Annotated in this window: 18 protein-coding genes; 14 read left to right on the top strand and 4 right to left on the bottom strand. The window is 69.5% G+C overall.

The features are described 5' to 3' along the window. Positions 1 to 19: 19 nt before the first annotated feature. The 3 genes from OHT57_RS38335 to OHT57_RS38325 all read left to right on the top strand — a co-directional run bounded on the left by OHT57_RS38335 (position 20) and on the right by OHT57_RS38325 (position 2,756). Entirely contained in the window at positions 20 to 916 is an 897-nt protein-coding gene (locus tag OHT57_RS38335) for a dihydrodipicolinate synthase family protein (protein WP_328751379.1), read from the top strand. 40 nt (positions 917 to 956) lie between these two features. Next, complete coding sequence (locus tag OHT57_RS38330; protein WP_328751378.1) at positions 957 to 1,958, top strand: proline racemase family protein; 1,002 nt, start codon at positions 957 to 959, stop codon at positions 1,956 to 1,958. 90 nt (positions 1,959 to 2,048) lie between these two features. After that, on the top strand, positions 2,049 to 2,756 hold the full coding sequence (locus OHT57_RS38325; protein WP_328751377.1) for a GntR family transcriptional regulator: 708 nt from the start codon (positions 2,049 to 2,051) through the stop codon (positions 2,754 to 2,756). Positions 2,757 to 2,863: 107 nt separating this feature from the next. Here OHT57_RS38325 and OHT57_RS38320 read toward each other — a convergent pair whose 3' ends face one another. The 4 genes from OHT57_RS38320 to OHT57_RS38305 form a co-directional block, all read right to left on the bottom strand. Then, positions 2,864 to 4,342, bottom strand: coding sequence for a cellulose-binding domain-containing protein (locus OHT57_RS38320; protein ID WP_328751376.1), 1,479 nt, complete (start codon positions 4,340 to 4,342; stop codon positions 2,864 to 2,866). Between the two features lie 439 nt (positions 4,343 to 4,781). Continuing rightward, complete coding sequence (locus OHT57_RS38315) at positions 4,782 to 6,101, bottom strand: radical SAM protein (protein ID WP_328751375.1); 1,320 nt, start codon at positions 6,099 to 6,101, stop codon at positions 4,782 to 4,784. A gap of 63 nt (positions 6,102 to 6,164) precedes the next feature. After that, the gene (locus OHT57_RS38310) at positions 6,165 to 6,839 is read right to left on the bottom strand and encodes a pyridoxamine 5'-phosphate oxidase family protein (protein WP_328751374.1); all 675 of its coding nucleotides are present in this window, start codon (positions 6,837 to 6,839) and stop codon (positions 6,165 to 6,167) included. Positions 6,840 to 6,900: 61 nt separating this feature from the next. After that, positions 6,901 to 7,908, bottom strand: coding sequence for a hydroxyacid dehydrogenase (locus OHT57_RS38305; RefSeq protein ID WP_328751373.1), 1,008 nt, complete (start codon positions 7,906 to 7,908; stop codon positions 6,901 to 6,903). Positions 7,909 to 8,017: 109 nt separating this feature from the next. Here OHT57_RS38305 and OHT57_RS38300 point away from each other — a divergent pair, with 109 nt between their 5' ends. The 11 genes from OHT57_RS38300 to OHT57_RS38250 all read left to right on the top strand — a co-directional run bounded on the left by OHT57_RS38300 (position 8,018) and on the right by OHT57_RS38250 (position 21,931). Continuing rightward, positions 8,018 to 9,271: a D-arabinono-1,4-lactone oxidase gene (locus OHT57_RS38300; protein ID WP_328751372.1), complete on the top strand. Its 1,254-nt coding sequence runs from the start codon at positions 8,018 to 8,020 to the stop codon at positions 9,269 to 9,271. A gap of 127 nt (positions 9,272 to 9,398) precedes the next feature. Beyond that, the gene (locus tag OHT57_RS38295; RefSeq protein WP_328751371.1) at positions 9,399 to 10,643 is read left to right on the top strand and encodes an ROK family transcriptional regulator; all 1,245 of its coding nucleotides are present in this window, start codon (positions 9,399 to 9,401) and stop codon (positions 10,641 to 10,643) included. Positions 10,644 to 10,684: 41 nt separating this feature from the next. After that, entirely contained in the window at positions 10,685 to 12,529 is a 1,845-nt protein-coding gene (locus OHT57_RS38290) for a glycoside hydrolase (RefSeq protein WP_328751370.1), read from the top strand. A gap of 231 nt (positions 12,530 to 12,760) precedes the next feature. Then, positions 12,761 to 14,026 carry an ABC transporter substrate-binding protein gene (locus OHT57_RS38285; protein ID WP_328751369.1) on the top strand — a complete coding sequence of 422 codons (1,266 nt, stop codon included), beginning with the start codon at positions 12,761 to 12,763 and terminating at the stop codon, positions 14,024 to 14,026. A gap of 20 nt (positions 14,027 to 14,046) precedes the next feature. Beyond that, positions 14,047 to 15,015, top strand: coding sequence for a carbohydrate ABC transporter permease (locus tag OHT57_RS38280; protein WP_328751368.1), 969 nt, complete (start codon positions 14,047 to 14,049; stop codon positions 15,013 to 15,015). Next, positions 15,012 to 15,878: a carbohydrate ABC transporter permease gene (locus OHT57_RS38275; RefSeq protein WP_328751367.1), complete on the top strand. Its 867-nt coding sequence runs from the start codon at positions 15,012 to 15,014 to the stop codon at positions 15,876 to 15,878. The genes OHT57_RS38280 and OHT57_RS38275 overlap by 4 nt, the downstream gene beginning before the upstream one ends. A 27-nt stretch (positions 15,879 to 15,905) precedes the next feature. Next, complete coding sequence (locus OHT57_RS38270) at positions 15,906 to 18,764, top strand: glycoside hydrolase family 2 TIM barrel-domain containing protein (RefSeq protein ID WP_328751366.1); 2,859 nt, start codon at positions 15,906 to 15,908, stop codon at positions 18,762 to 18,764. Between the two features lie 130 nt (positions 18,765 to 18,894). Beyond that, on the top strand, positions 18,895 to 19,899 hold the full coding sequence (locus OHT57_RS38265) for an ABC transporter ATP-binding protein (protein ID WP_328751365.1): 1,005 nt from the start codon (positions 18,895 to 18,897) through the stop codon (positions 19,897 to 19,899). A 1-nt stretch (position 19,900) separates the two neighbouring features. Further along, positions 19,901 to 20,704 (top strand): ABC transporter permease, encoded by an 804-nt coding sequence (locus OHT57_RS38260; RefSeq protein WP_328751364.1) that lies wholly within the window; start codon positions 19,901 to 19,903, stop codon positions 20,702 to 20,704. Between the two features lie 4 nt (positions 20,705 to 20,708). Further along, positions 20,709 to 21,509, top strand: coding sequence for an ABC transporter permease (locus OHT57_RS38255; RefSeq protein ID WP_328751363.1), 801 nt, complete (start codon positions 20,709 to 20,711; stop codon positions 21,507 to 21,509). A gap of 68 nt (positions 21,510 to 21,577) precedes the next feature. Continuing rightward, a complete protein-coding gene (locus tag OHT57_RS38250; RefSeq protein WP_328751362.1) occupies positions 21,578 to 21,931 on the top strand; it encodes a VOC family protein in 354 nt (117 codons plus the stop codon). The last annotated feature ends 3 nt before the right edge of the window (positions 21,932 to 21,934 follow it).

Below are 21,934 nucleotides of genomic sequence, written 5' to 3'. Positions count from 1 at the left end.
TATGGAGAGGGCATCACAGATGACAGCCACCGACCTTCGCCCCTGGCGCGGAGTCCTCGTCGCCACCGCACTTCCGTTGAACGACGACCTCTCCGTGAACCACGACAAGTACGCCGAGCACTGCGCCTGGCTGGTCGAGAACGGCTGCGACGGCGTCGTACCGAACGGCTCGCTCGGCGAGTACCAGGTGCTCACGCCCGAGGAGCGCACCAAGGTCGTCGAGACGGCCGTGGCCGCGATCGGCGGGGAGCGCGTCATGCCGGGTGTCGCCGCCTACGGGTCGGCGGAGTCCCGCCGCTGGGCCGAGCAGGCGCGTGACGCGGGCTGCGCGTCCGTGATGCTGCTGCCGCCCAACGCGTACCGCGCCGACGAGCGTTCGGTCCTCGCGCACTACGCCGAGGTCGCGAAGGCGGGCCTGCCGGTCGTGGCGTACAACAACCCGATCGACACCAAGGTCGACCTCGTCCCGGAGCTGCTGGCCAAGCTGCACGGCGAGGGCTTCATCCGCGCGGTCAAGGAGTTCTCCGGTGATGTCCGGCGCGCCTACCAGCTGGCCGAACTCGCTCCCGAACTGGACCTGTTGATCGGCGCCGACGACGTCCTGCTGGAGCTCGCGCTCGCCGGGGCCAAGGGCTGGGTGGCCGGTTACCCGAACGCGCTGCCCAGGTCCTGCGTCGAGCTGTACCGGGCGGCCGTGGAGGGCGACCTCGCCACCGCGAAGAAGCTGTACGAGCAGTTGCATCCGTTGCTGCGCTGGGACTCCAAGGTCGAGTTCGTGCAGGCGATCAAGTCGTCGATGGACATCGTGGGTCGCCACGGCGGGAGTTGCCGGGCGCCGCGTGTCCCGTTGCTGCCCGAGCAGGAGGCCGCCGTACGGGCCGCCACCGAGCGGGCGGTCGCGGCCGGACTCGGGTAGCCGACCGCCCTCTCCCGCCCCCTCGATCATCAGGAGCGTCATGCGCAGCAAACTCGTCCTGCACGCCGTCGACTCGCACACCGAGGGCATGCCCACCCGTGTGATCACCGGCGGCATCGGCACGATCCCCGGCGCGACCATGAACGAGCGGCGCCTGTACTTCCGTGAGCACCGCGACGACGTCAAGCAGCTCCTGATGAACGAGCCGCGCGGGCACGCGGCGATGAGCGGAGCGATCCTCCAGCCGCCGACCCGCCCGGACTGCGACTGGGGTGTCGTCTACATCGAGGTCTCCGGCTATCTCCCGATGTGCGGGCACGGCACGATCGGGGTGGCGACCGTGCTGGTGGAGACCGGCATGGTCGAGGTCGTCGAGCCGGTCACCACGATCCGGCTCGACACCCCGGCGGGCCTGGTCGTCGCGGAGGTCGCGGTCGAGGACGGCAGGGCGAAGAACGTCACGCTGCAGAACGTGCCGTCCTTCGCCGTCGCCCTCGACCGCAAGATCGCACTCTCCGACGGGCGCACGGTGACGTACGACCTGGCGTACGGCGGCAACTTCTACGCCATCCTGCCGCTGGAGCAGTTCGGGCTGCCCTTCGACCGGGCCCGGGGGGACGACATCCTCAAGGCGGGACTGTCCCTCATGGAGGCGATCAACTCCGAGGAGGAGCCGGTCCACCCGGAGGATCCGTCCATCCGTGGCTGTCACCACGTCCATCTGATCGCGCCCGGCTCCGACGCCCGGCACTCCCGGCACGCGATGGCCATCCACCCAGGCTGGTTCGACCGCTCCCCCTGCGGCACCGGCACCAGTGCGCGCATGGCGCAGTTGCACGCACGCGGTGAACTCCCGCTGCACACCGAGTTCGTGAACGAGTCCTTCATCGGGACGCAGTTCACCGGTCGGCTCCTCGGCACGACCGAGGTCGCGGGCCGCCCCGCCGTCCTGCCCAGTTTCACCGGGCGGGCCTGGATCACCGGCACGGCCCAGTACCTGCTCGACCCGACCGACCCGTTCCCTGCCGGATTCGTGCTCTGAACCTCGTAGGGGACGAGGACAATGCGACGAGGACAACGCCCGGTGTCACGTGACATTGCACGCGGCACTGCACCACAAGGAGATCCCCTCATGGCCGCCGCCCAGCGATCCAGCGCCCCCGCCGGCGCCGCCCCAGCCTGCGCTCCCGTCCTGCCCGTCCTGGGCGGCAAGAAGAGCAGCTACCGGGAGCGGGTCGCCGACGCCCTGCGGGCCGCGCTGATCGCGGGCGAACTGCTGCCGGGGCAGGTGCACTCGGCGCCCGCGCTGGCCGCCCGCTTCGGCGTCTCGGCGACGCCCGTCCGCGAGGCCATGCTCGACCTCGCGAAGGAGGGCCTGGTCGACACCGTGCCCAACAAGGGGTTCCGGGTCACCGCGGTCTCCGAGAAGCAGCTCGACGAGTACACCCACATCCGCTCGCTCATCGAGATCCCCACCGTGGTGGAGTTGGCCGCGACCGCCGACCCGATCTCCCTGGAGGCGTTGCGGCCGGCCGCCCGGGAGATCGTCCAGGCTGCGGTGTCCGGCGACCTGATCGCGTACGTCGAGGCCGACACCCGCTTCCACCTCGGCCTGCTCGCCCTCGCGGGCAACGCCCACCTGGTCGAGGTGGTCGGCGACCTCCGCAAACGCTCCCGCCTGTACGGCCTCACCCCCCTGGTGAAGTCCGGCCGCCTCCTGGCCTCCGCCGAGGAACACCTCGAACTCCTCGACGCGTTGGTCGCCCGCGACGAGGAGGCGGTGCGGGAGGTGATGACCCGGCACATCGGTCATGTGCGGGGGCTGTGGGCGGCGCAGTAGGGGCGGGGCGGTTCGGCGGGTGCGGGCCCGGTCGCGCCCCGCGGCGGAGCCCCGCGCCCCTGAGCGGGTGCAGCCGAAGCAGGCCCGGCCGCACCCGGCGGTGCGCGTCAGGACTTGGCGCACTCGTGGCCGTTGAGGGAGAAGTCGTAGGCCGGTGTGTTCTTGCTCTGCCAGGAGGCGAGGAAACCGAGGGAGAGTGAACCGTTCGCGGGAACCGACTGGTTGTAGTCGGCGGCCGTCGCCGTGACCTTCGTGCCGCTCTGGGTGAAGCTCGCGTCCCACATCTGCGTCACCTTCTGGCCGTCCTTGAAGGACCAGACGACCTGCCAGTCGTCGAGGGCCTGAGCGGTGGTGACGGTGACGGCGCCCTGGAAGCCGTCGGGCCACTGCTTGACGAGGGTGTACTCGACCGTGCAGGACGGTGCGGCGCTCTCGCCGGGCTCCGGTTCCCCGACGCCGGCGGAGGTGGTGCCCTGGGGTTCGGGGTCGGGGTTCTTCGCCTCCGTGGACTCGGAAGGGTTCGCCGCGGTGGCCTGCGAGGACTTCGCCGAACTCGGCGCCCGCGAGGTGGCGGCGGGGACGCCCGCGCCGGGGTTGGACACCGGAAGGCCCTCGGCGGTGGTCGCGACGCCAGGCTTGGCCACGTGGCCGTCCATGTCGTCGCCCGGCATCATCGAGACGGCGAGGGCGAGCGCGGAGACGAGGACGGCCGCGACGAGCAGCCCGTTGCGTACGACCTTCGCCTTGTGCGCGTCGGGGTCCGTGGGCCCGCCCTCCAGGGCCGCCGGACGGCCGGCACCCAGGCGTACCTCGGCGGCCCGGCGGCGACGCTCCAGATAGGCGAGACCGCCCCAGCCGATCACCCCGCCGGAGAGGGCCGCGGGCAGTCCGCCGCCGTGCAGCCGGAGGCAGGCGGCGGCCTCCGCGCACTCCACGCAGCGCGCGAGGTGACGGGAGAGGTCGTTCGGCGTCTCTCCGGAGGTGGACCGGGTGACCGCGTCCAGCAGCCGGGCATAGCTGCGGCACTGCGCGTCCATCGGCGTGTCGAGATGGTTGCGGTGGCTGCGGTCCCGGAACAGGCCGCGTACCTCTGCGAGTTCGTCACCGACGGTGGCCGGGTCGAGGCCGAGCCGGCGGGCCACCACGCCCGGGGGCAGCGCCTCCACCTCGGCCATCCACAGCAGTTCGGCGTCCGCCGCCTGCAGGTCACGCAGTCCGCGCAGCGCGATCGGCCGCTGGAGCGGCGGGCCGGTGTACCGGGCGGCCTTGTCGGAGTTGAGCCAGAGCCGCAGGTCGGGGTCGAGCCGGTGGCCCAGACCATCTACCTCCCACTCCGACGCCATGGCGCGAACGGCGGTCAGCAGCAGGGGTATCCGAGGCAGCCGGACCGGACGGCGGCCGGCACCGCGGACGGTGGCCTCCGCGTCCCGGACCTCGTGCATCCCTCGGGAGAACGCCTCCGTGGCCAGTTCCGTGGCGGCGGTGGAGCCGGCCGTGCACAGATCGGCGTACGACAGCACGGCATCCCAGCACTCGGAGAACAGCGCGGCCTCGGCGGCGTCCTGGGGGGTCGGCAGGTCGGGCATGGGTCTCCTGCATCGAAAGCGACGTCAACTCGCCATACTGGCTAAGGAGTTGGGGGGGAACCTCGCGGCAGGACAGGACCCTTTCACGTCTCCCACACAACTGACAAGCAGGCCATTCAAATCGGTTACCGTGGGTTCGGTCCACTGCCCACGGCACAATGCTGCGCGGAGTTACGCCCTTCAGTACGGACCGGAAGCCGGAACGTATCAATTCAGCCCCACAGGAACCAGCCGTCACACGAGACGGGGTTCGGGCCGCAGTGTCGTACGACCGGCCGTGAGGTGTTCCGGCAGTCGACCCCCGGCCGAGGCCGACGCGGTCGGCACAGGCCAAATCCACGCGGCTTCGGGTGACTTCAAGTGACTTCGCGCGGGTTCGAGTGGCGTCGCGCGGGTTCGAGTGACCTCGGCGGCCGTCCGGAGCCGGCCGCCGAGCGGGTCAGATCTCGACCGGCTCCTGCGCCGGAAGGCTGTCCATGAAGGAGCTCACGGAGAAGACGGCACGGCCCGGTCCGGGCGGGCCGTATCCGGGCGGGAAGGCCAGCCCGAAGTCGTCCATGGTCTGGCGATACGCCTGGAGGAGCCGGATGTGGTACTCCAGCGGCGCGCCCTGCGGGTTGGCCTTGCCGAGCGGGGTCGTCGGCTCGGGGCACCAGGTGGTGAAGCGGGGCGTGATGCCCTGGGACATGAAGAAGCGCAGGCCCTCGGTGGTGGAGGCGATGGCCTCGTCGACCGTCTTGAAGCCGAAGGGCTCCGCCATCTCCACGCCCGCCACGAAGTTGGGGATGACGTTGCGCGCGCCGAACACCTCGGCCGAGTCCAGGATGCGCTTGTGCCACTCGTCCCGGCCGACGTACCGCTCCTTGCCCGGGCAGAACATCTTGAAGAGGTACTCGTCCCACACCTCGTAGTTGGGGTGGTAGATCTGCACGCCGTAGTCCTTGAACCGCTGCACGTCGTCGCGCGGCAGCGCCTGCGCCACGACCTTGCCGATCCACCGGCCCGGGAAGTGCTCCTCGATGGCCTTGGCGTAGAGACCGTAGAAGTCGGCCTCGTCGCGGCCCTGGAGCTTCGAGGTGATCGCGCCGCCGGTGAGGGTGTAGGCGGTGGACGTCTTGGCGGTGTCGTACCGGTCGATGATCTCCAGGGCTTCGAGGACCTCGTCGACGTCCTTGACGCCGGTGTACGGCCGCCCGGCCGCCTTCTGCTGGCGCCAGTTGTGGTTGATGTCGCAGTACTGGCACTCCTCCTTGGCGCCGAAGTACTGGCAGACCCGGAAGACGGTCAGGTAGACGAGGTAGCCCCACTGGATGGTCGGGGCGACCTCCATGACGGACTTCCCGTTGGAGAGCTTGTGCCGGTAGTACTCCGGCATCGGCGGCACACCCACGTCGGCGATCCGCTTGCCGTCGAGGTAGAGACCGAGCAGCCCCTCCTCGTCGGCGGCGACGCGGTACGGCGAGGACGGGTTGACCCGCACCGACACCACGGTCCGCCGCAGGTCGTACGGCCCGCCCGTGAGGATGATCTCCTCCGGCGGGCGCCGCAGCGCGGCCTCTCCCAGCTCCGGCAGGGTGCCGTGGTCGAAGGAGAAGATGAAGTAGGACTTCGGCTTCACCTCACCCGACTCGTTGTCGCTGAGGGCAGAGGGGTCGAAGGCCAGACCACCCCGCAGCAGGTCCTCTTTGAAGACGGCTTCCCGCGGTACCTGCGGGAACCGCTCCATCAGATCCTCGACCAGCGCGGTACGGCTGCCCATCCCGTGTTCTCCTCCCGGCTCAGACGTACGACCGACTCCTCACGGTATGCCCTCGCACCGACATCACCCGTGCCGGGTCCCCTCACGGCGCCCGATATGAGGCGGCACGGGCGTTTTCGGAGGCAGCAGGGGGTCCGGAACGGGCGCGCCCCACACGGACGTGAGCGGAAGCACACCGGCCCACAGCCCCAGCTCAGCGTCGGGTCCGTCGCCGTCGTCGGGCGCACCGGTGCGGATCTTGACGGAGGCCTCGTCGAGGGGCAGGGCGAGCAGAGTGGTGGCGGCCAGTTCCTTACGGCTCGGCTCGCGCGCGTACGACCACTGCCCGGGTGCCGCGTGGTCGGTCAGCAGGCGCAGGCCCGTCAGTTTCTCCTCGGGGTCGGTCACTTTGCGGGCCTCGCCGTGGATCACGGCGCTGCGGTAGTTGACGCCGTGCTCGAAGACGGACCGCGCGAGCACCAGCCCGTCGACATGGGTGACCGTGACACAGACCGGCGTACCGCCCGCGAGACTGCGGCTGGCCACCGAGCCGTGCAGATAGAGCTGCCGCTCGTCCCGCCCGTACACCGTGGGCACGACCAGCGGCCGCCCTTCGACCACGATCCCCAGATGGCAGACGAAACCGGCGTCGAGGATCGCCTCCAGGTCCGCCCGGTGCAGGCTGCCCTGGTCGCGCAGGCGGCGATGCCGGGTCAGCTCGGTCTGCGGGAGCGCGGCGGGAAGCGGTTCGGGGCTCATGACCGGGCAGGCTACCGAGGTGCCCGTGACGACATGTCCGAGGGCCTGCGCACCACGGCGGTCAGGCCTCCCGCGCCAGCGCCCCGAAGTCCACCGGGTACGCCGGCCCCGCCCCCGACACCACCCGTTCCGTCTCCGCCACGACCGCCAGACCCAGCCGGGCCAGTTCGTTGCCCTGCGATCCCGCGAGGTGCGGGGTGACGAAGGCGTTCGGCAGGTCGTGGAGGGGTGAGTCGGCGGGCAGGGGCTCGGGGTCGGTCACGTCGAGGATCGCGCTGAGCCGCCCGGTGCGCAGTTCGCCGACGAGGGCGTCCGTGTCGACCAGGCTCCCGCGCGCGGTGTTGACCAGCACCGCGCGGTCCGGCATCAGGGCCAGTTCACGGCGGCCGATCAGGTGCCGGGTCTCGGGGGTCTCGGGCGCGTGCACGGTCACGATCTGCGAGGTGCGCAGCAGGTCGTCGAGGCCCTGCAGGCGGACGCCCAGCTTCAGGGCCGCGCTCTCGTCGACGTACGGGTCGGTCAGGCTCACCTCCAGGTCGAACGGCCGCAGCAGCTCGATCACCTTCCGCCCGATCCGCGACGCCCCGATCACCCCGACCCGGCGCCCGTGGTTGCCGATCTCCGGCACGATGCCCCAGCCGGGGGACGCCCGCTCCGCGCGCAGCCGCTCGCGGCGCACGAGGACGTCCTTGCCGGCGAGCAGGATCATGGCGAGCGTGTACTCGGCGACGGGCAGCGCGTTGGCCTCGGCGGCCGAGGAGACGGCGATGCCGCGCCGCCAGATCTCCGGTGTGGCGAAGCCCTTGACGGAGCCGGCCGAGTGCAGGACCGCACGGAGTTCCGGGGCGGCGTCGAGGACGGCCGCGTCCAGGCGGGGGCAGCCCCAGCCGGTCACGAGGATCTCGGTGCGGGCGAGGACGCCGGCGACGCGCGGGTCGGTGAGGTCCTCGGCCACGATCGCGGGGTCGATGTCCACCAGTGCGCGCAGCCGCGCCAGCACCTCGGGGGGGAAGACGAGCGGCACGTTCTCGGCGGTCATGGCGAACAGCGCCTGGGGTCGCTCGGGCAAGGTGATGATCCTCCGGCCTTCCGGAAAGGTTGCAGAAAACGCTCTCTACGGTAGGTGTCGGGAAATGAGAGGGTCAATGCATACGCACTTGCCGAGAGGGACGCCAGCCATGACCGAGACCATCACCAACTGGGCGGGGAACATCACCTACGCCGCGAAGGAACTGCACCGCCCGTACTCGCTCGACCGGATCGGCGCCCTGGTCAGGGACAGCGCCAGGGTGCGGGTACTGGGCAGCGGGCACTCCTTCAACGAGATCGCCGAGCCGGGCCCCGAGGGCGTCCTGCTCTCGATCGCGGACCTGCCGCCGGTGATCGACGTGGACACCGCGGCCGGTACGGTACGCGTCTCGGGCGGCGTCCGCTACGCCGAACTCGCCCGCACGGTGTACGCCCACGGCCTCGCGCTGCCCAACATGGCTTCGCTGCCGCACATTTCGGTGGCCGGCTCGGTGGCGACCGGCACCCACGGTTCGGGCGTCGGCAACGGCCCGCTCGCGTCGGCCGTGCGCGAGGTGGAACTGGTCACCGCGGACGGGTCCGCGCTGACGATCGGCCGGGACGACGAGCGGTTCGGCGGTGCGGTCACCTCGCTCGGCGCCCTGGGTGTCGTCACCGCGCTCACCCTGGACCTCGTGCCGTCCTTCGACGTGGAGCAGTACGTCTTCACCGAACTCCCCCTCGCCGGACTGGACTCGGCGGCCTTCGGGACGGTCATGTCCTCGGCGTACAGCGTCAGCCTGTTCACCGACTGGCGTGCGCCGGGCTTCCGGCAGGTGTGGGTCAAGCGGCGGGTGGACCAGCCGCTCGCCGACTTCCCCTGGGCCACGCCCGCCACCGAGAAGCTGCACCCGGTGCCGGGAATGCCCGCGCTCAACTGCACCGAACAGTTCGGGGTGCCGGGACCCTGGCTCGACCGACTGCCTCATTTCCGGGCGGAGTTCACACCGAGCAGCGGGGCGGAGCTCCAGTCGGAGTACCTGCTGCCGCGCGAGCGTGCCGTCGAGGCGCTGCATGCGGTGGACGCCATCCGGGAGACCGTCGCCGGGGTGCTGCAGATCTGCGAGGTGCGGACCATGGCCGCCGACGAGCAGTGGCTGAGCCCCGCCCACGGCCGGGACACGGTGGCCCTGCACTTCACCTGGATCGAGGACACGGCGGCCGTCACGCCGGTGGTGCGCCGGCTGGAGGAGGCGCTGGACGCCTTCGACGCGCGGCCGCACTGGGGGAAGGTGTTCACCACGCCCGCGGAGGTGCTGCGCGGGCGCTACCCGCGGCTCGGCGACTTCCGGAGGCTGGCGCGTGAGCTGGACCCCGAGGGAAAATTCGCCAACGCCTTCGTGCGGAACGTACTCGCCGACTGACTGTCGACCGACTTTATAAAGCCCCTTTCCTAACCCCTTGTCGAAAGTCCCTCGCAGCCCATAGCCTTGCGCCGCGCCGGTGCCACTGTCGTCCCGGCATGAGCTGAAGGGATGGGGGTCGGCACCGATGAAGCGCACTTCACGCGACATCCGCACCGCGAACCGCTACGAGGTGCTGCGCCAGATCATCGCCGAGTCGCCCACCTCCCGGCAGGAGCTGGCGGCGGCCACCGGGCTGAGCCTGGCCACCGTCGCCACGCTGGTGGGCGAGCTGCTCGACCTCCGCATGATCACGGAGGTCGGGTTCGAGGAGTCGGCCGGCGGGCGCCCCCGGGGGCTTGTGGCCGTCAACGCGTCGGGGGGCGCGCTGATCGGCGTCGACATCGCGGAGACCTACGTCCATGTCGAGCTGTTCGACCTCGGGCTGAACGTCCTGGCCCGCGCCGAGGAGGACGTCCGCCCCGGTGAGAGCCTGCCCGAGCAGGTGGTCGGCCATGTCGCCGCCGCCGTCGGTTCGGTGGTCACCCAGGCCGGCATCGAGGGCGCCCGGGTGCTCGGCGTCGGGGTGAGCGTGCCGGGGCAGGTGGACCGGGCCACCGGCATCTCGGAGTACGCCCCCAACTGGGACTGGCACGACGTGCCACTGCTCGACCTGCTCTCCGAGTACATCGCCTACCCCCTCTACCTGGACAACCCGCTGCGCGCGGTCGCCGTGGCCGAGCTCTGGTTCGGGGCCGCGCGCGGACGCGGGAACGCCGTGGTGGTCACCCTCGGGACCGGCGTGGGCGCCGGGCTGATCCTGGGCGGCGGACTGCACCGCGGTGTCTCCAACAGCGCCGGCGAGTGGGGCCACAACACGATCGTGCTGGACGGACGCCTGTGCCGCTGCGGCAACCACGGCTGTGTGGAGACGTACGTGGGCGCGCCCGGGATCATGCTGAACCTGCGGGAACTGAACCCCGACAGCGAGCTGCTGCACCCGGGTGACCAGACGGCGACGATCGCCGCGCTGGCCCGGGGGATGCTCACGCAGGATCCGGTGGCGCTGGAGGTCGTGCGGCACACCGCCCGCTATCTGGGCGCCTCCATCGCGCACCTGGTCAACCTGTTGAACCCCGAGGTGGTCGTGCTCAGCAGCTGGGTCGCGTCCGCCCTGGGCGAGCCCCTGGTCGCGGAGGTGCGCGAGGCCGTCGCCCGGCACGCGCTGCCCCGGCCGATGGCGGCCACCGAGATCGTCCTCTCCCCGATCCCCACGGACCCGGCGTGTCTGGGTGCGGCGACGTTCGCGCTCGAAGGGGCGCTCCAGTCGGTCGGGCAGAGGTCCGCGAAACGCACCACCCCGGCGAGGGTGAAGACCCACAACCCACGCTAGGAGCCGTACCGCACCGCACCACCTTCATGACGACGGAAGGGATGCACGTGTCTCACCCCCACCGCAGGAGATCGGCCCTGCTGACAGCCGCAGCCGCGTTCGCTGTCGCCGGGCCCCTGATATCCGCTCCACCCGCCTCGGCCGCCACCGCCACGGCTGCCGAAGTGTCCCCGCACGCCGCCCAGACCATCGACAACATCGGTGCGTCGGGCGCCTGGTGGGTCAACGACCTGAAGAACTTCGACCCGAAGGTCCAGGCCCGGGTCGCCAAGCTGCTGTTCTCCAAGGACGGCCTGGCGCTGAGCAGTTACCGCTACAACATCGGCGGTGGCGGCACCGGCGTCACCTACGCGCCGCGCGCCCCCGAGGACTTCCTGCGCGCGGACGGGTCGTACGACTGGAGCAAGGACAAGACGGGCCGCGCCTACCTCTACGCCGCCGCCAAGTACGGTGTGAAGGACCTCATCGCCTTCGTCAACAGCGCGCCCGCGCAGTGGAAGACCAACGGCCTGAGCTGCGGCGGTTATCTGAAGGCGGAGAACACCCAGGACTTCGCGAAGTACGTCGCCGACGTCACGGCCCACTTCGCCAAGCAGGGCGTGAAGATCGACTACATCAGCCCCTTCAACGAGCCGACGAACAGCTTCGCCGACTGCGGCCAGGAGGGCATGCTGGTCCCGGTCGACCAACGCGACGACATCGTGCGGGCGTTGGGCGCCGAGCAGCAGGCACGGCACCAGCGGACGGGCATCATCGCGGACGAGTCCAGCAGCACGGTGGGCTTCAACACCGAGCTCCCGCAGTGGATCTCGCAGCCGGACACCGCGCAGTACGTCGACAAGCTCGCCCACCACACGTACAACAACCCGGGTGACGACCAGCGGGCGAAGGTCTACGAGACCTCGAAGTCGGTCGGCAAGCAGTCCTGGTCCACGGAGATCTGCTGCTTCGGCAACGGCGGCACGGGCTGGGCGCAGGAGTACGACCCCACCATCGACGGTGGTCTGAACCTGTCCCGGATCATCTACAAGGACTTCGCGACCGCGCACGACTCGGCGTTCCAGTGGTGGGTCGCCCTGTCGGAGCAGATCGGCTCCGACCCCCTCGCGAAGAACAGCGAGGGCTGGAACGACGGCCTGATCTACTACGACCCGAACTACGCGACCAACGGCAACCAGACCCTGTACTACACCAAGCGCTACTACGCGCTCGGCCAGTACAGCAAGTTCGTCCGGCCGGGCTCGGTCGCCCACAACGTGACGGGCGTCCCGGCCGGCGTCGAGGTGTCGACGTACGACGACCACGGCAAGTGGGTGGTTGTGGCCAACAACCACAACACCACCGACACCGCCCTGCAGTTGCACTTCAACAGCAGTTCGCCGGTGCGCGCGAGCAAGGCCGTGCGGACCTCGGCGACCGAGAGCTGGGCAAACGTGGCGAAGCCCGCGGTGAAAGGCGGCACGGCGTCGGCGACCCTGCCGGCCCGGTCCATCACGACGTACGTCCTCGACCAGAAGGGCCACGGCACTTCGGCGGTCACGGGTGCGCTCCAGGGCAAGCAGTCCGGCAAGTGCCTGACCGCGAACGCCTCGGGTGCGGCGATCAGCAGCTGCACGGGCGGGTCCGAGCAGGTGTGGTCGTACGACGCCAAGGGGCGCCTGAAGGGCGTGAACGGCTATCTGACTGCGGGAGGTTCGGGACTCACCACGAGTCCGGAAGCCGCCCGTGACGGCAGCCAGCGATGGCTGCTGAACTCCAACGGCCAGGTCGTCAGCGAGGCGTCCGGCCAATGCCTGGACGTCGGCGGACAAGCGACCGCCGACGGCAGCAAGGTCGGCCTGTGGTCCTGCAACGGCGGGACCAACCAGGCCTGGTCCAGGCAGTAACACGGCACACCCGTAGGGGGTTGCGGGCCGCTGGTGCGGCGGCCCGCAACCCCGGGACGTCCGGTATCCCGAACGCCGCACAACGCTTCGAGCAGACTTCGTCCAACCCCTTGCCGAAGCCTTAGTCGAAGGTTACCGTCCCCGCACCGCAACAGCATTTGAGCCACCTGGCACTGAGCCGCAGAGCCAAGGCACAGAGCCGCAAGCCGTATTCGAGACAAGGACGTCAGCATGTCGGCAATGAGCACCCCCAACTGGAACCGTCGAAACGTTCTGCAGGCCGCGATGGGTCTGGCCGCCGCCGGCGGACTGGCCGCGTGCGGCGGGAACACCGGCCGCAGCAGCGGCGGCGGTTCGGGCACGGCCCTGACCCAGTACTTCCACGCCTATGGCGAGGCGGGCACCGAGCAGGCCATCAAGAAGTACGCGGCCGCGTACAAGAAGGCCGACGTCAGCACCAACTGGATCACGGGCGACAACTTCGAGTCCGCGCTCTTCGCCGCCCTGCTCACCAAGAAGGCGCCCGACGTCTTCGAGTTCCACCCGCAGCTGCAGCTCGTCAAGAGCGGCCAGGTGGCCGACCTCACCGACCTGATCGACCCGGTCAAGGACGACTTCAACCCGAACGACATCAAGTCCCACACGGTCGACGGGAAGATCTACGGGATACGGATGATCGACGACCCGCAGTTCTTCTACTACCGCAAGTCGATGTTCGAGGCGGCCAAGGTCGAGGTCCCCACCACCCTGGAAGAGCTGAGCGAGGCCGCCGCCAAGCTCACCACCAGCAAGGTCAAGGGCGTCTTCCTCGGCAACGACTTCACCGCGATCCAGAACGTCATCATCTGGTCGGCCGGCGCCGACACGATCAACGAGAAGAACGAGATCGCCTACCACACGGACGGCGTCGTCGAGGGTCTCAAGGAGCTTCGCAAGCTGTTCACCAGCGGCAACGTGCTCCTGGACGCCCCCACCGACTTCTGGGACCCCTCCTCGCTCAACCAGGGCCTGTGTGCCATGCAGTGGGGCGGCATGTGGTCCATGCCGGCCATGCAGAAGGCGCTCGGCGACGACCTCGGCATCTTCCCGTTCCCGAAGATCGGGTCCGCGGGCAAGCAGTCCGTCTACAACGGCGGCTGGTCGATCTTCGTCAACGCCAAGGGCAAGAACGTCGAGGCGGCCAAGGAATACGTCAAGTGGCTGTGGATCGACCAGAAGAAGTACCAGGAGGACTGGGCCACGTCGTACGGCTTCCACATCCCGCCGCGTACCTCGATCGCCAGCTCGGCGACCAAGCTCAAGTCCGGCCTGCCCGCCGAGGGCGTGAAGCTCTTCACCGACTACGGCCACTTCGACAACATCGCCTACGACCAGACGATGCAGACCGCGTTCGCCGAGGTGATCGCCTCCTCCATCCGTAAGAACGGCAACCCGGAGTCGGCGCTCGACACCTGCGACAAGAAGGTCAACGTCGAACTCAAGAAGCTCTTCGGATAGGCCGCAGGGAACCCCACGACATGTCGACCACCACCACGCGCGGGGTCGCCCAGCCCGCCCCGGCCAAGGCCTCCAAGGCCCGGCCGCGGCGGGGCCTGCGGGGCAACCCCACCTTCAACTTCTGGCTTTTCACCGGGCCCTTCCTCATAGGCCTGGTGATCTTCGTCTTCGTGCCGATCTTCTGGAGCGTCTGGCTCAGCTTCTTCGACGCGCGGTACACCGTCACACCGAGCCACTTCATCGGCTTCGACAACTACAAGCAGATCCTGACCAACAGCGGTTTCCCCGACTCACTGCTGACGTTCAGCGTGTTCGCCGCGTTCATCGTGCCGACCACCTGGGCGCTGTCGCTGGGTCTGGCGCTGCTGGTGCACCGGCTGCGGTTCATGCGGGCGTTCTTCCGCTCGGTGTTCTTCCTGCCGACCGCCGTCTCCTACGTGGCCGCCTCGCTGATCTGGAAGATGTCCATCTTCAGCGGTGTCCGCTTCGGCCTGATGAACACCTTCCTCGGCTGGTTCGGCGTCGAGAACATCGCCTACCTGGCCAACCCCAGTCCGCCCTGGTATTGGGTGGTCATCGTGAGCCTGCGGCTGTGGATCCAGTCCGGCTTCTACATGATCCTGTTCCTGGCGGCCCTGCAGAACATCCCGGGCGAGCTGTACGAGGCCGCGGCCATCGACGGCGCCAAGCCGGGCTGGCAGACCTTCCGGTACATCACGCTGCCGCAGCTGCGCGCCACCTCGACCGCCGTGATCCTGCTGCTGCTCATCGCCGCCTACCAGGCGTTCGACGAGTTCTTCAACATCATCACCCTCAAGGCGACCTGGGCCCAGACACCGCTCATGGAGCTCTACAAGACGGCCCTCGGCACAAACCAGGACTACGGCGCCGGCAGCGCGGGCGCCGTCATCCTGTCGCTCCTCATCTGTCTCGTCACCCTGATCCAGGGCAAGTTCATGGGCTTCGGAAGGGGGGAGGAGGGCAAGTGACCACCACCACTCCTCAGGTCGGCAAGCGGCGCAAGAAGGGCCGGGGCGTTCTCGGCAACTCGGGACTGTACGTAGCAGTCGGCATCGCCGCCCTACTCTTCCTGATCCCCTTCTACCTGATCGTCCGCAACGCCCTGTCCACGGATCTCGAGATCACGGGCGAGAACTGGAAGGTGCTGCCTTCCTTCCAGTGGGGCAACATCTCCGAACTGTTCGACGACCCCACGGTCGAGTTCGGCCGCTCCATGGTGAACTCGCTGATCGTCGCCGTCTCGGCCACGCTTGGCACCCTCCTGGTGTGCTCCCTGGCCGGCTACGGCCTGGCCCGCATCCCGTACAAGCATGCCGACAAGGTCTTCTACGCCGTCCTGGCGACCCTGATGGTCCCGACGGCCGTGACCTTCGTGCCCAGCTTCGTGCTGGTCTCGTCCCTCGGCTGGGTGGACACGTATCGTGGTCTGATCATCCCGGGCCTGTTCAGCGGCTTCACCTGCTTCCTGTTCCGGCAGTACTTCCTGGGATTCCCCAAGGAGCTGGAGGAGGCGGCACGCGTGGACGGGCTCGGCTACTGGGGCGCGTACTGGCGGATCGTCGTACCCAACTCGCTGAACTTCTTCGCGGCCATCGCCACGATCACGTTCATCAGCGCCTGGAACTCCTTCCTGTGGCCCCTGGTCCTGGCTCAGGACCCGAGCTCCTGGACCGTCCAGGTCGCGCTCTCCTCCTTCATCACCAACCAGACCGTGAACTTCCACCTGATCTTCATGGCCGCCGCCATTTCCATCCTGCCCCTGGTGTTCGTGTTCCTCTTCCTCCAGCGCTGGCTGGTCCAGGGGATCGCGCAGACCGGCATCAAGGGCTGACACCTCTCTCGCGAGACCTGGAGACCGATGTCTTTCCGCACCACCCCGGCCGTCGAGTACGTCGAGGACGTCTCACCCGGCAGCGGGGCGCTCCCGCCCCGCGCCTGGTACGCGTCCTCGGACGCGAAGGCCCTGTCCCTCGACGGTGACTGGCGCTTCCGGCTGTCGGCGACCGCCGACGCCGAGGACGACTCCTTCGCCGAGGAGGGATACGACGCCGAGGGCTGGGCGGAGGTCTCGGTCCCCGGCCACTGGGTCCTCCAGGGCGACGGGGCCTTCGGGCTGCCGATCTACACCAACCACCTGTACCCGTTCCCGGTGGACCCGCCGCACGTCCCGACGGAGAACCCGACCGGCGACCACCTCAGGGTCTTCGACCTCCCCGAGGACTGGCCCTCGGACGGTGGCGCCGTCATCCGCTTCGACGGCGTCGAGTCCTGTGCCCGGGTCTGGCTGAACGGCACGGACATCGGCGAGTTCAAGGGCTCCCGTCTGGCGCACGAGTTCGCCGTCGGGCATCTTCTGAAGCCGAAGGACAACGTCCTGGCGGTGCGCGTGCACCAGTGGTCGGCGGGCTCCTATCTGGAGGACCAGGACCAGTGGTGGCTGCCGGGCATCTTCCGTGAGGTGACCCTGCTGCACCGCCCGGCGGGCGCTGCCCTGGACTTCTTCGTGCACGCCTCCTACGACCACGTCACGGGCGAGGGCACCCTGCGCGTCGACTCCGACGTGGACGGGCGGGTGCTCGTGCTCGCTCTGGACATCGATGTCGCGACCGGGGAGCCGGTGACCGCACCGGTGGTGCCGTGGAGCGCCGAGAGCCCCCGGCTGTACGACGGCGAGCTGGTCACGGAGGGCGAGCGGGTCCCGCTGCGCATCGGCTTCCGTACCGTCGTCCTGGAAGACGGCCTGATCAAGGTCAACGGCCAGGCGATCCTGTTCAAGGGCGTCAACCGGCACGAGTGGCACCCCACGAAGGGCCGCACCCTCGACGTGGAGACCATGCGCGAGGACGTGCTGCTGATGAAGCGGCACAACCTCAACGCGGTGCGCACCTCGCACTACCCACCGCACCCGGCCTTCCTGGACCTGTGCGACGAGTACGGCCTGTGGGTCATCGACGAGTGCGACCTGGAGACCCACGGATTCGTCGAGCAGGGCTGGCGGGACAACCCCGTCGACGACGACCGCTGGACCCCGGCCCTGCTGGACCGCGCGGCCCGCATGGTCGAGCGCGACAAGAACCACCCCTCGATCGTCTTCTGGTCGCTGGGCAACGAGGCGGGTACCGGCCGCGGTCTGACCGCGATGGCCGAGTGGATCCACGGCCGCGACTCCTCCCGCCTGGTGCACTACGAGGGCGACTGGAACTGCCGGGACACCGACGTGTACTCGCGGATGTACGCCGACCACGCCGAGGTCGAGCAGATCGGCAAGCGCCTCGACGGCGGCCCGCTGGTCCGCCGCGAGCTGCCGTTCATCCAGTGCGAGTACGGCCACGCCATGGGCAACGGCCCCGGCGGCATCGGCGACTACCAGGACATCTTCGAGAAGTACGACCGTCTCCAGGGCGGCTTCATCTGGGAGTGGATCGACCACGGCGTCACCCACCCCGAGCTGGGCTACGCCTACGGCGGCGACTTCGGCGAGGAGCTGCACGACGGCAACTTCGTCTGCGACGGCCTGATCTTCCCGGACCGCACGCCCTCCCCCGGGCTCGTCGAGTACAAGAAGGTCATCGAGCCGGTCCGCATCGAGGGCGCCGACGGCTCCGTGCGGATCACCAACAAGTACGACTTCGCGGACCTGTCCGCGCTCGCCTTCGAGTGGTCGTACCAGGTGGACGGCGAGACCGTCGAGGCCGGCACGCTGTCGGTGCCCTCGCTGGCGCCCGGTGAGTCGGCGGACCTGAAGCTGCCGGAGCCGCCCGCGCACGAGGGCGCGGAGGCGCAGTGGACGGTGCGGGCGCTGCTCGCCGCCGACACCGTGTGGGCCCCGAAGGACCACCTCGTCGCGTGGGGCCAGTTCCCGGCTTCCTCCGGGGTACGGCCTTCCGTCGCGCCCACCGGCCGGCCTGTGCGCGGCGAGCAGCTGATCACCCTCGGCCCGGCGTCGTTCGACGCCCGTACTGGCGCGCTGCGGACGATCGGCGGGGTGGCCGTCGAGAGCCCGCGACTGGACGTGTGGCGGGCGACGACCGACAACGACGAGGGTGAGTGGAACGGCGGCATCTGCTACAGCAAGCTGTGGCGGAACCTCGGCCTGCACCGGATGCAGCACCGGCTGGACTCGGTGGAGCTCGGCGAGGACGCCCTGACCGTCCGGACCCGGGTGGCGCCCGCCGCCCGCGAGGTGGGTCTCGCCACCGTCTACCGCTGGACCTCGGACGGCACGAAGCTGCGCATGACGGTGTCGGTGAGCCCCGAGGGCGAGTGGACGCAGCCCCTGCCCCGGCTGGGCGTCCGCCTCGGACTGTCCGAGGCCGACCAGGTGAGGTGGTTCGGCGGCGGTCCCGGCGAGGCCTACCCGGACACCCGGCGGGCCTCCATGGTGGGGCGCTGGGACTCGACCGTGGACGGGCTGCAGACGCCGTATCTGCGCCCGCAGGAGAACGGCGCCCGCGCCGACGTCCGCTGGGTGGAGCTCGGTGGCCTGCGGATCGAGGGCGACCCGGAGTTCTCCTTCAGTGCCCGGCGCTGGACGACCGAGCAGCTGGACGTGGCGGCGCATCTGACGGATCTCCGAGCCGGTGACACGGTGTGGGTCAACCTCGACCACGGCCACCACGGAGTCGGCTCGCAGTCCTGCGGTCCCGGCCCGCTGCCGCAGTACCAGCTGCGCGCCGAGCCGGCGGAGTTCTCCTTCGTGTTCTCGGTGATCGATTAGTCCAATTCACAGGTGGATTAATCCATTGCCAGTGTGATCGGAATTCTGCAACGGTCATGGTGTGCCCGCGGCCGGTCGGCTTCTCAGCCGACCGGCCGCAACTTGTGTTCAGAGCAAGGGAGTTCACACCGTGAGGGGAAGTATCGAGGTGCGCGGTCTCTCGCGTACCTTCCACACCACCGTCCGTCGTCCCGGCCTCGCCGGCACCCTGCGCTCCCTGGTCAACCCGGAGCGGGTCGCCAAGCACGCCGTATCCGACATCACCTTCGACGTGGCGCCCGGCGAACTCCTCGCCCTGCTCGGCCCGAACGGCGCCGGCAAGTCCACCACCATCAAGATGCTCACCGGCATCCTCACGCCCACCTCAGGCGAGGCCCGGGTGGCGGGTGTGGTGCCGTACGAGGAACGCGAACGCAACGCCCGTAACATCGGCGCGGTGTTCGGACAGCGCACCCAGCTGTGGTGGGACCTGCCGGTGCGCGAGTCGTTCTCGATCCTCAGAGACATCTACGAGGTACCGAAGGCCGAACACGCCAGGCGGCTGCAGGAGTTCGACGACATCCTGGAACTCTCCACGTTCTGGGACACCCGGGTCCGCCATCTCTCCCTGGGCCAGCGCGTGCGCTGCGACCTGGCCGCCGCGCTGCTGCACGACCCGCCGGTCGTCTTCCTCGACGAGCCCACCATCGGCATGGACGTCGTGGTCAAGGAGCAGGTCCGGGAGTTCCTGCGCCACCAGGTCGAGGAGCGCGGCCGGACCGTACTGCTGACCACCCACGACATGACGGAGGTCGAGCGGCTCGCCGAGCGGCTCGTGCTCATCAACCACGGCAGGCTCGTCCTCGACGGCAGCCTGGACGAGATCCGCCGCAGGTTCGGCTCCACCTGGCAGGTCCGCGCGACCCTGGCCGACGCACACGCCGAGGTCGTCCCGCTGCCGGGGATCGCGGTGCTGAGCAAGGAGGGCCCGCAGGTCGTGTTCGGCCCCGAGAGCCCCGACGGGCCGGGCTCCCCCACCGTGCACCAGGCTCTGAAGGCGGTCATCGAGCGGTACGAGGTGACGGGCGTCGCCATCGACGAGGCCGACCTGGAAGACGTCATGCGGGCGGCCTACGTCCACGCCGAGACGGTCTGAGATGGCCGTCCTGCACGCCTGGCGCGCCGCGCGCGTCACGCCGCTCGGCGAACTGCACGCACCGCCCCGGATGACGGCCGTCCTGATCCGGCTCATCGTCCAGGTGATCCTGGTGGCGTCCCTGTGGCACGGCCTGTACGCGCACACCGGCACCACCGCGGGCCTCGCCGAGGGCCAGGCCGTCACCTATGCGGTGCTCGCCGTACTCGCCTCCCGCCTACGGGAGTTGGACCAGTACGCGGGCCGGGACACCGTGCTGCAGCACATGCACTTCGGCACGATCGTCTACTGGTACCTGCGCCCGCTGCCGCCCCAGCGCTACCACGCCCTGCGCGCGCTGGGCGAGCAGCTGTACGGATTCGCCTGGGCGCTCGGCGGATACCTGGTGTGCCTCGCGGCCGGAGTGGTGGACGCGCCCAGGTCCCCTGCCGTGGCGGGGGTGTTCGCACTGAGTCTGCTGCTGGGCCAGTGGGTCCTGTACCACGTGATGCTGACGCTGGACCAGTTGTGCTTCTGGACGGTCCGCAACAACGCGGCGATGCTCATCCTGATCTTCGCGCAGAACCTGCTGTCCGGTGTGTACGCGCCGCTGTGGTTCTTCCCCGACTGGTTCATCACGCTGAGCGGATTCCTGCCGTTCCAGGCGACGTTGAGCGTGCCGCTGTCGATCTACATCGGGCGCATCCCGCTCTCCGACGCCGGTGGGCAGCTGGCGATCCAGGCGTTCTGGGGCGTGGCGCTCACCCTGTTCACCCGTTTCCTGTGGCGGCGGGCCGCCCGCCGCGTCATCTCCCAAGGAGGCTGAGGCCTTGAACGGCATGCGGATCGCGTGGCGCATCACGCGGCTCAACTTCCGTGCCCAGCTGGAGTACCGCACCGAGTTCCTGCTGATGATCGCGATCGGTGCGATCTGGCAGGTGTCGGTGATCGTGTTCGCCACGGTGCTGCTGACCCGGTTCACCGGGATGGGCGGCTGGGACAGCTCGGAGGTGCTGCTGATCCCGGCGACGCGGATGCTCGCGCACGGGCTGTTCGTGCTCGTGCTCGGCCGGGTGCACGGCGCGGGCCGGCAGATCCAGGAGGGCAGGATCGACATCTACCTGACCCGCCCGATGCCGGTGCACCGCCAACTCCAGCTGGCCTTCTTCCCCACCAACGCGATCGGCGACCTCACGGTCGCGGTGGGCCTGATGGTGGGCGCCCTGAGCCGAAGCCGGCTGGACTGGACGCCGGGCCGGATCTCCTACCTGATCGCAGCCCTGATCGGCGGCATGCTCCTGGAGGCGGCCCTGTTCACCGCGGTCGCCTGCGCGGCGCTGCGCTTCCCGGCCGCCGACTACTGGGGCCGCTGGCTGGAGGAACTCCTCGGCACCTTCGGCAGCTACCCCCTGAACGTCCTCCCGAGGGCGGTCGGCGGCCTCCTCACCTACGGCCTCCCCCTCGCGTTCGTCGCGTACTTCCCGGCGGCCGTCCTGACGGGCCACGGCCATGACACCGGCGTCCCGTACTGGCTGGCGGCGGCCTCACCGCTGCTGGGCGTGGTGGCGTACCTGGGCTCACGGCTGCTGTGGCGCTGGAGCCTGCGGCACTACGCGGGCGTCAACGGGTGAGCCCGGTGTCCGCAGCGTCGATCGATTAATCCCCCGAGTACGGCACCCGTCAAAGCTAAGGTCGGCGAATGACCTTGGAATGGGAACAGGTAATCGTCCACTCGGAGGATCCGGCGGCGCTGGGGCAGTGGTGGGCCGACGCTCTCGGGTGGGTCGTCGTCCACACCTCCGACGACGAGTTCGAGATCCGCCCGGAGGCCGACCGCATGCCGGGCCTTGACTTCGTCCGGATCGAGGAGACCAAGAAGGCCAAGAGCCGCCTGCACCTCGACTTCCGGCCCGACGACCAGGACGCCGAGGTGGCCCGCCTGGTCGCCCATGGCGCACAGCGTGTCGACATCGGCCAGGGCGACCAGTCATGGGTGGTTTTGGCGGACCCCGAGGGCAACGAGTTCTGCATCCTGCGCCGCCGGAGTCAGTGAGGC

It is taken from the genome of Streptomyces sp. NBC_00285, from assembly GCF_036174265.1.
Lineage (GTDB): Bacteria > Actinomycetota > Actinomycetes > Streptomycetales > Streptomycetaceae > Streptomyces.
This window is presented reverse-complemented; position numbering and strand designations above follow the sequence as displayed.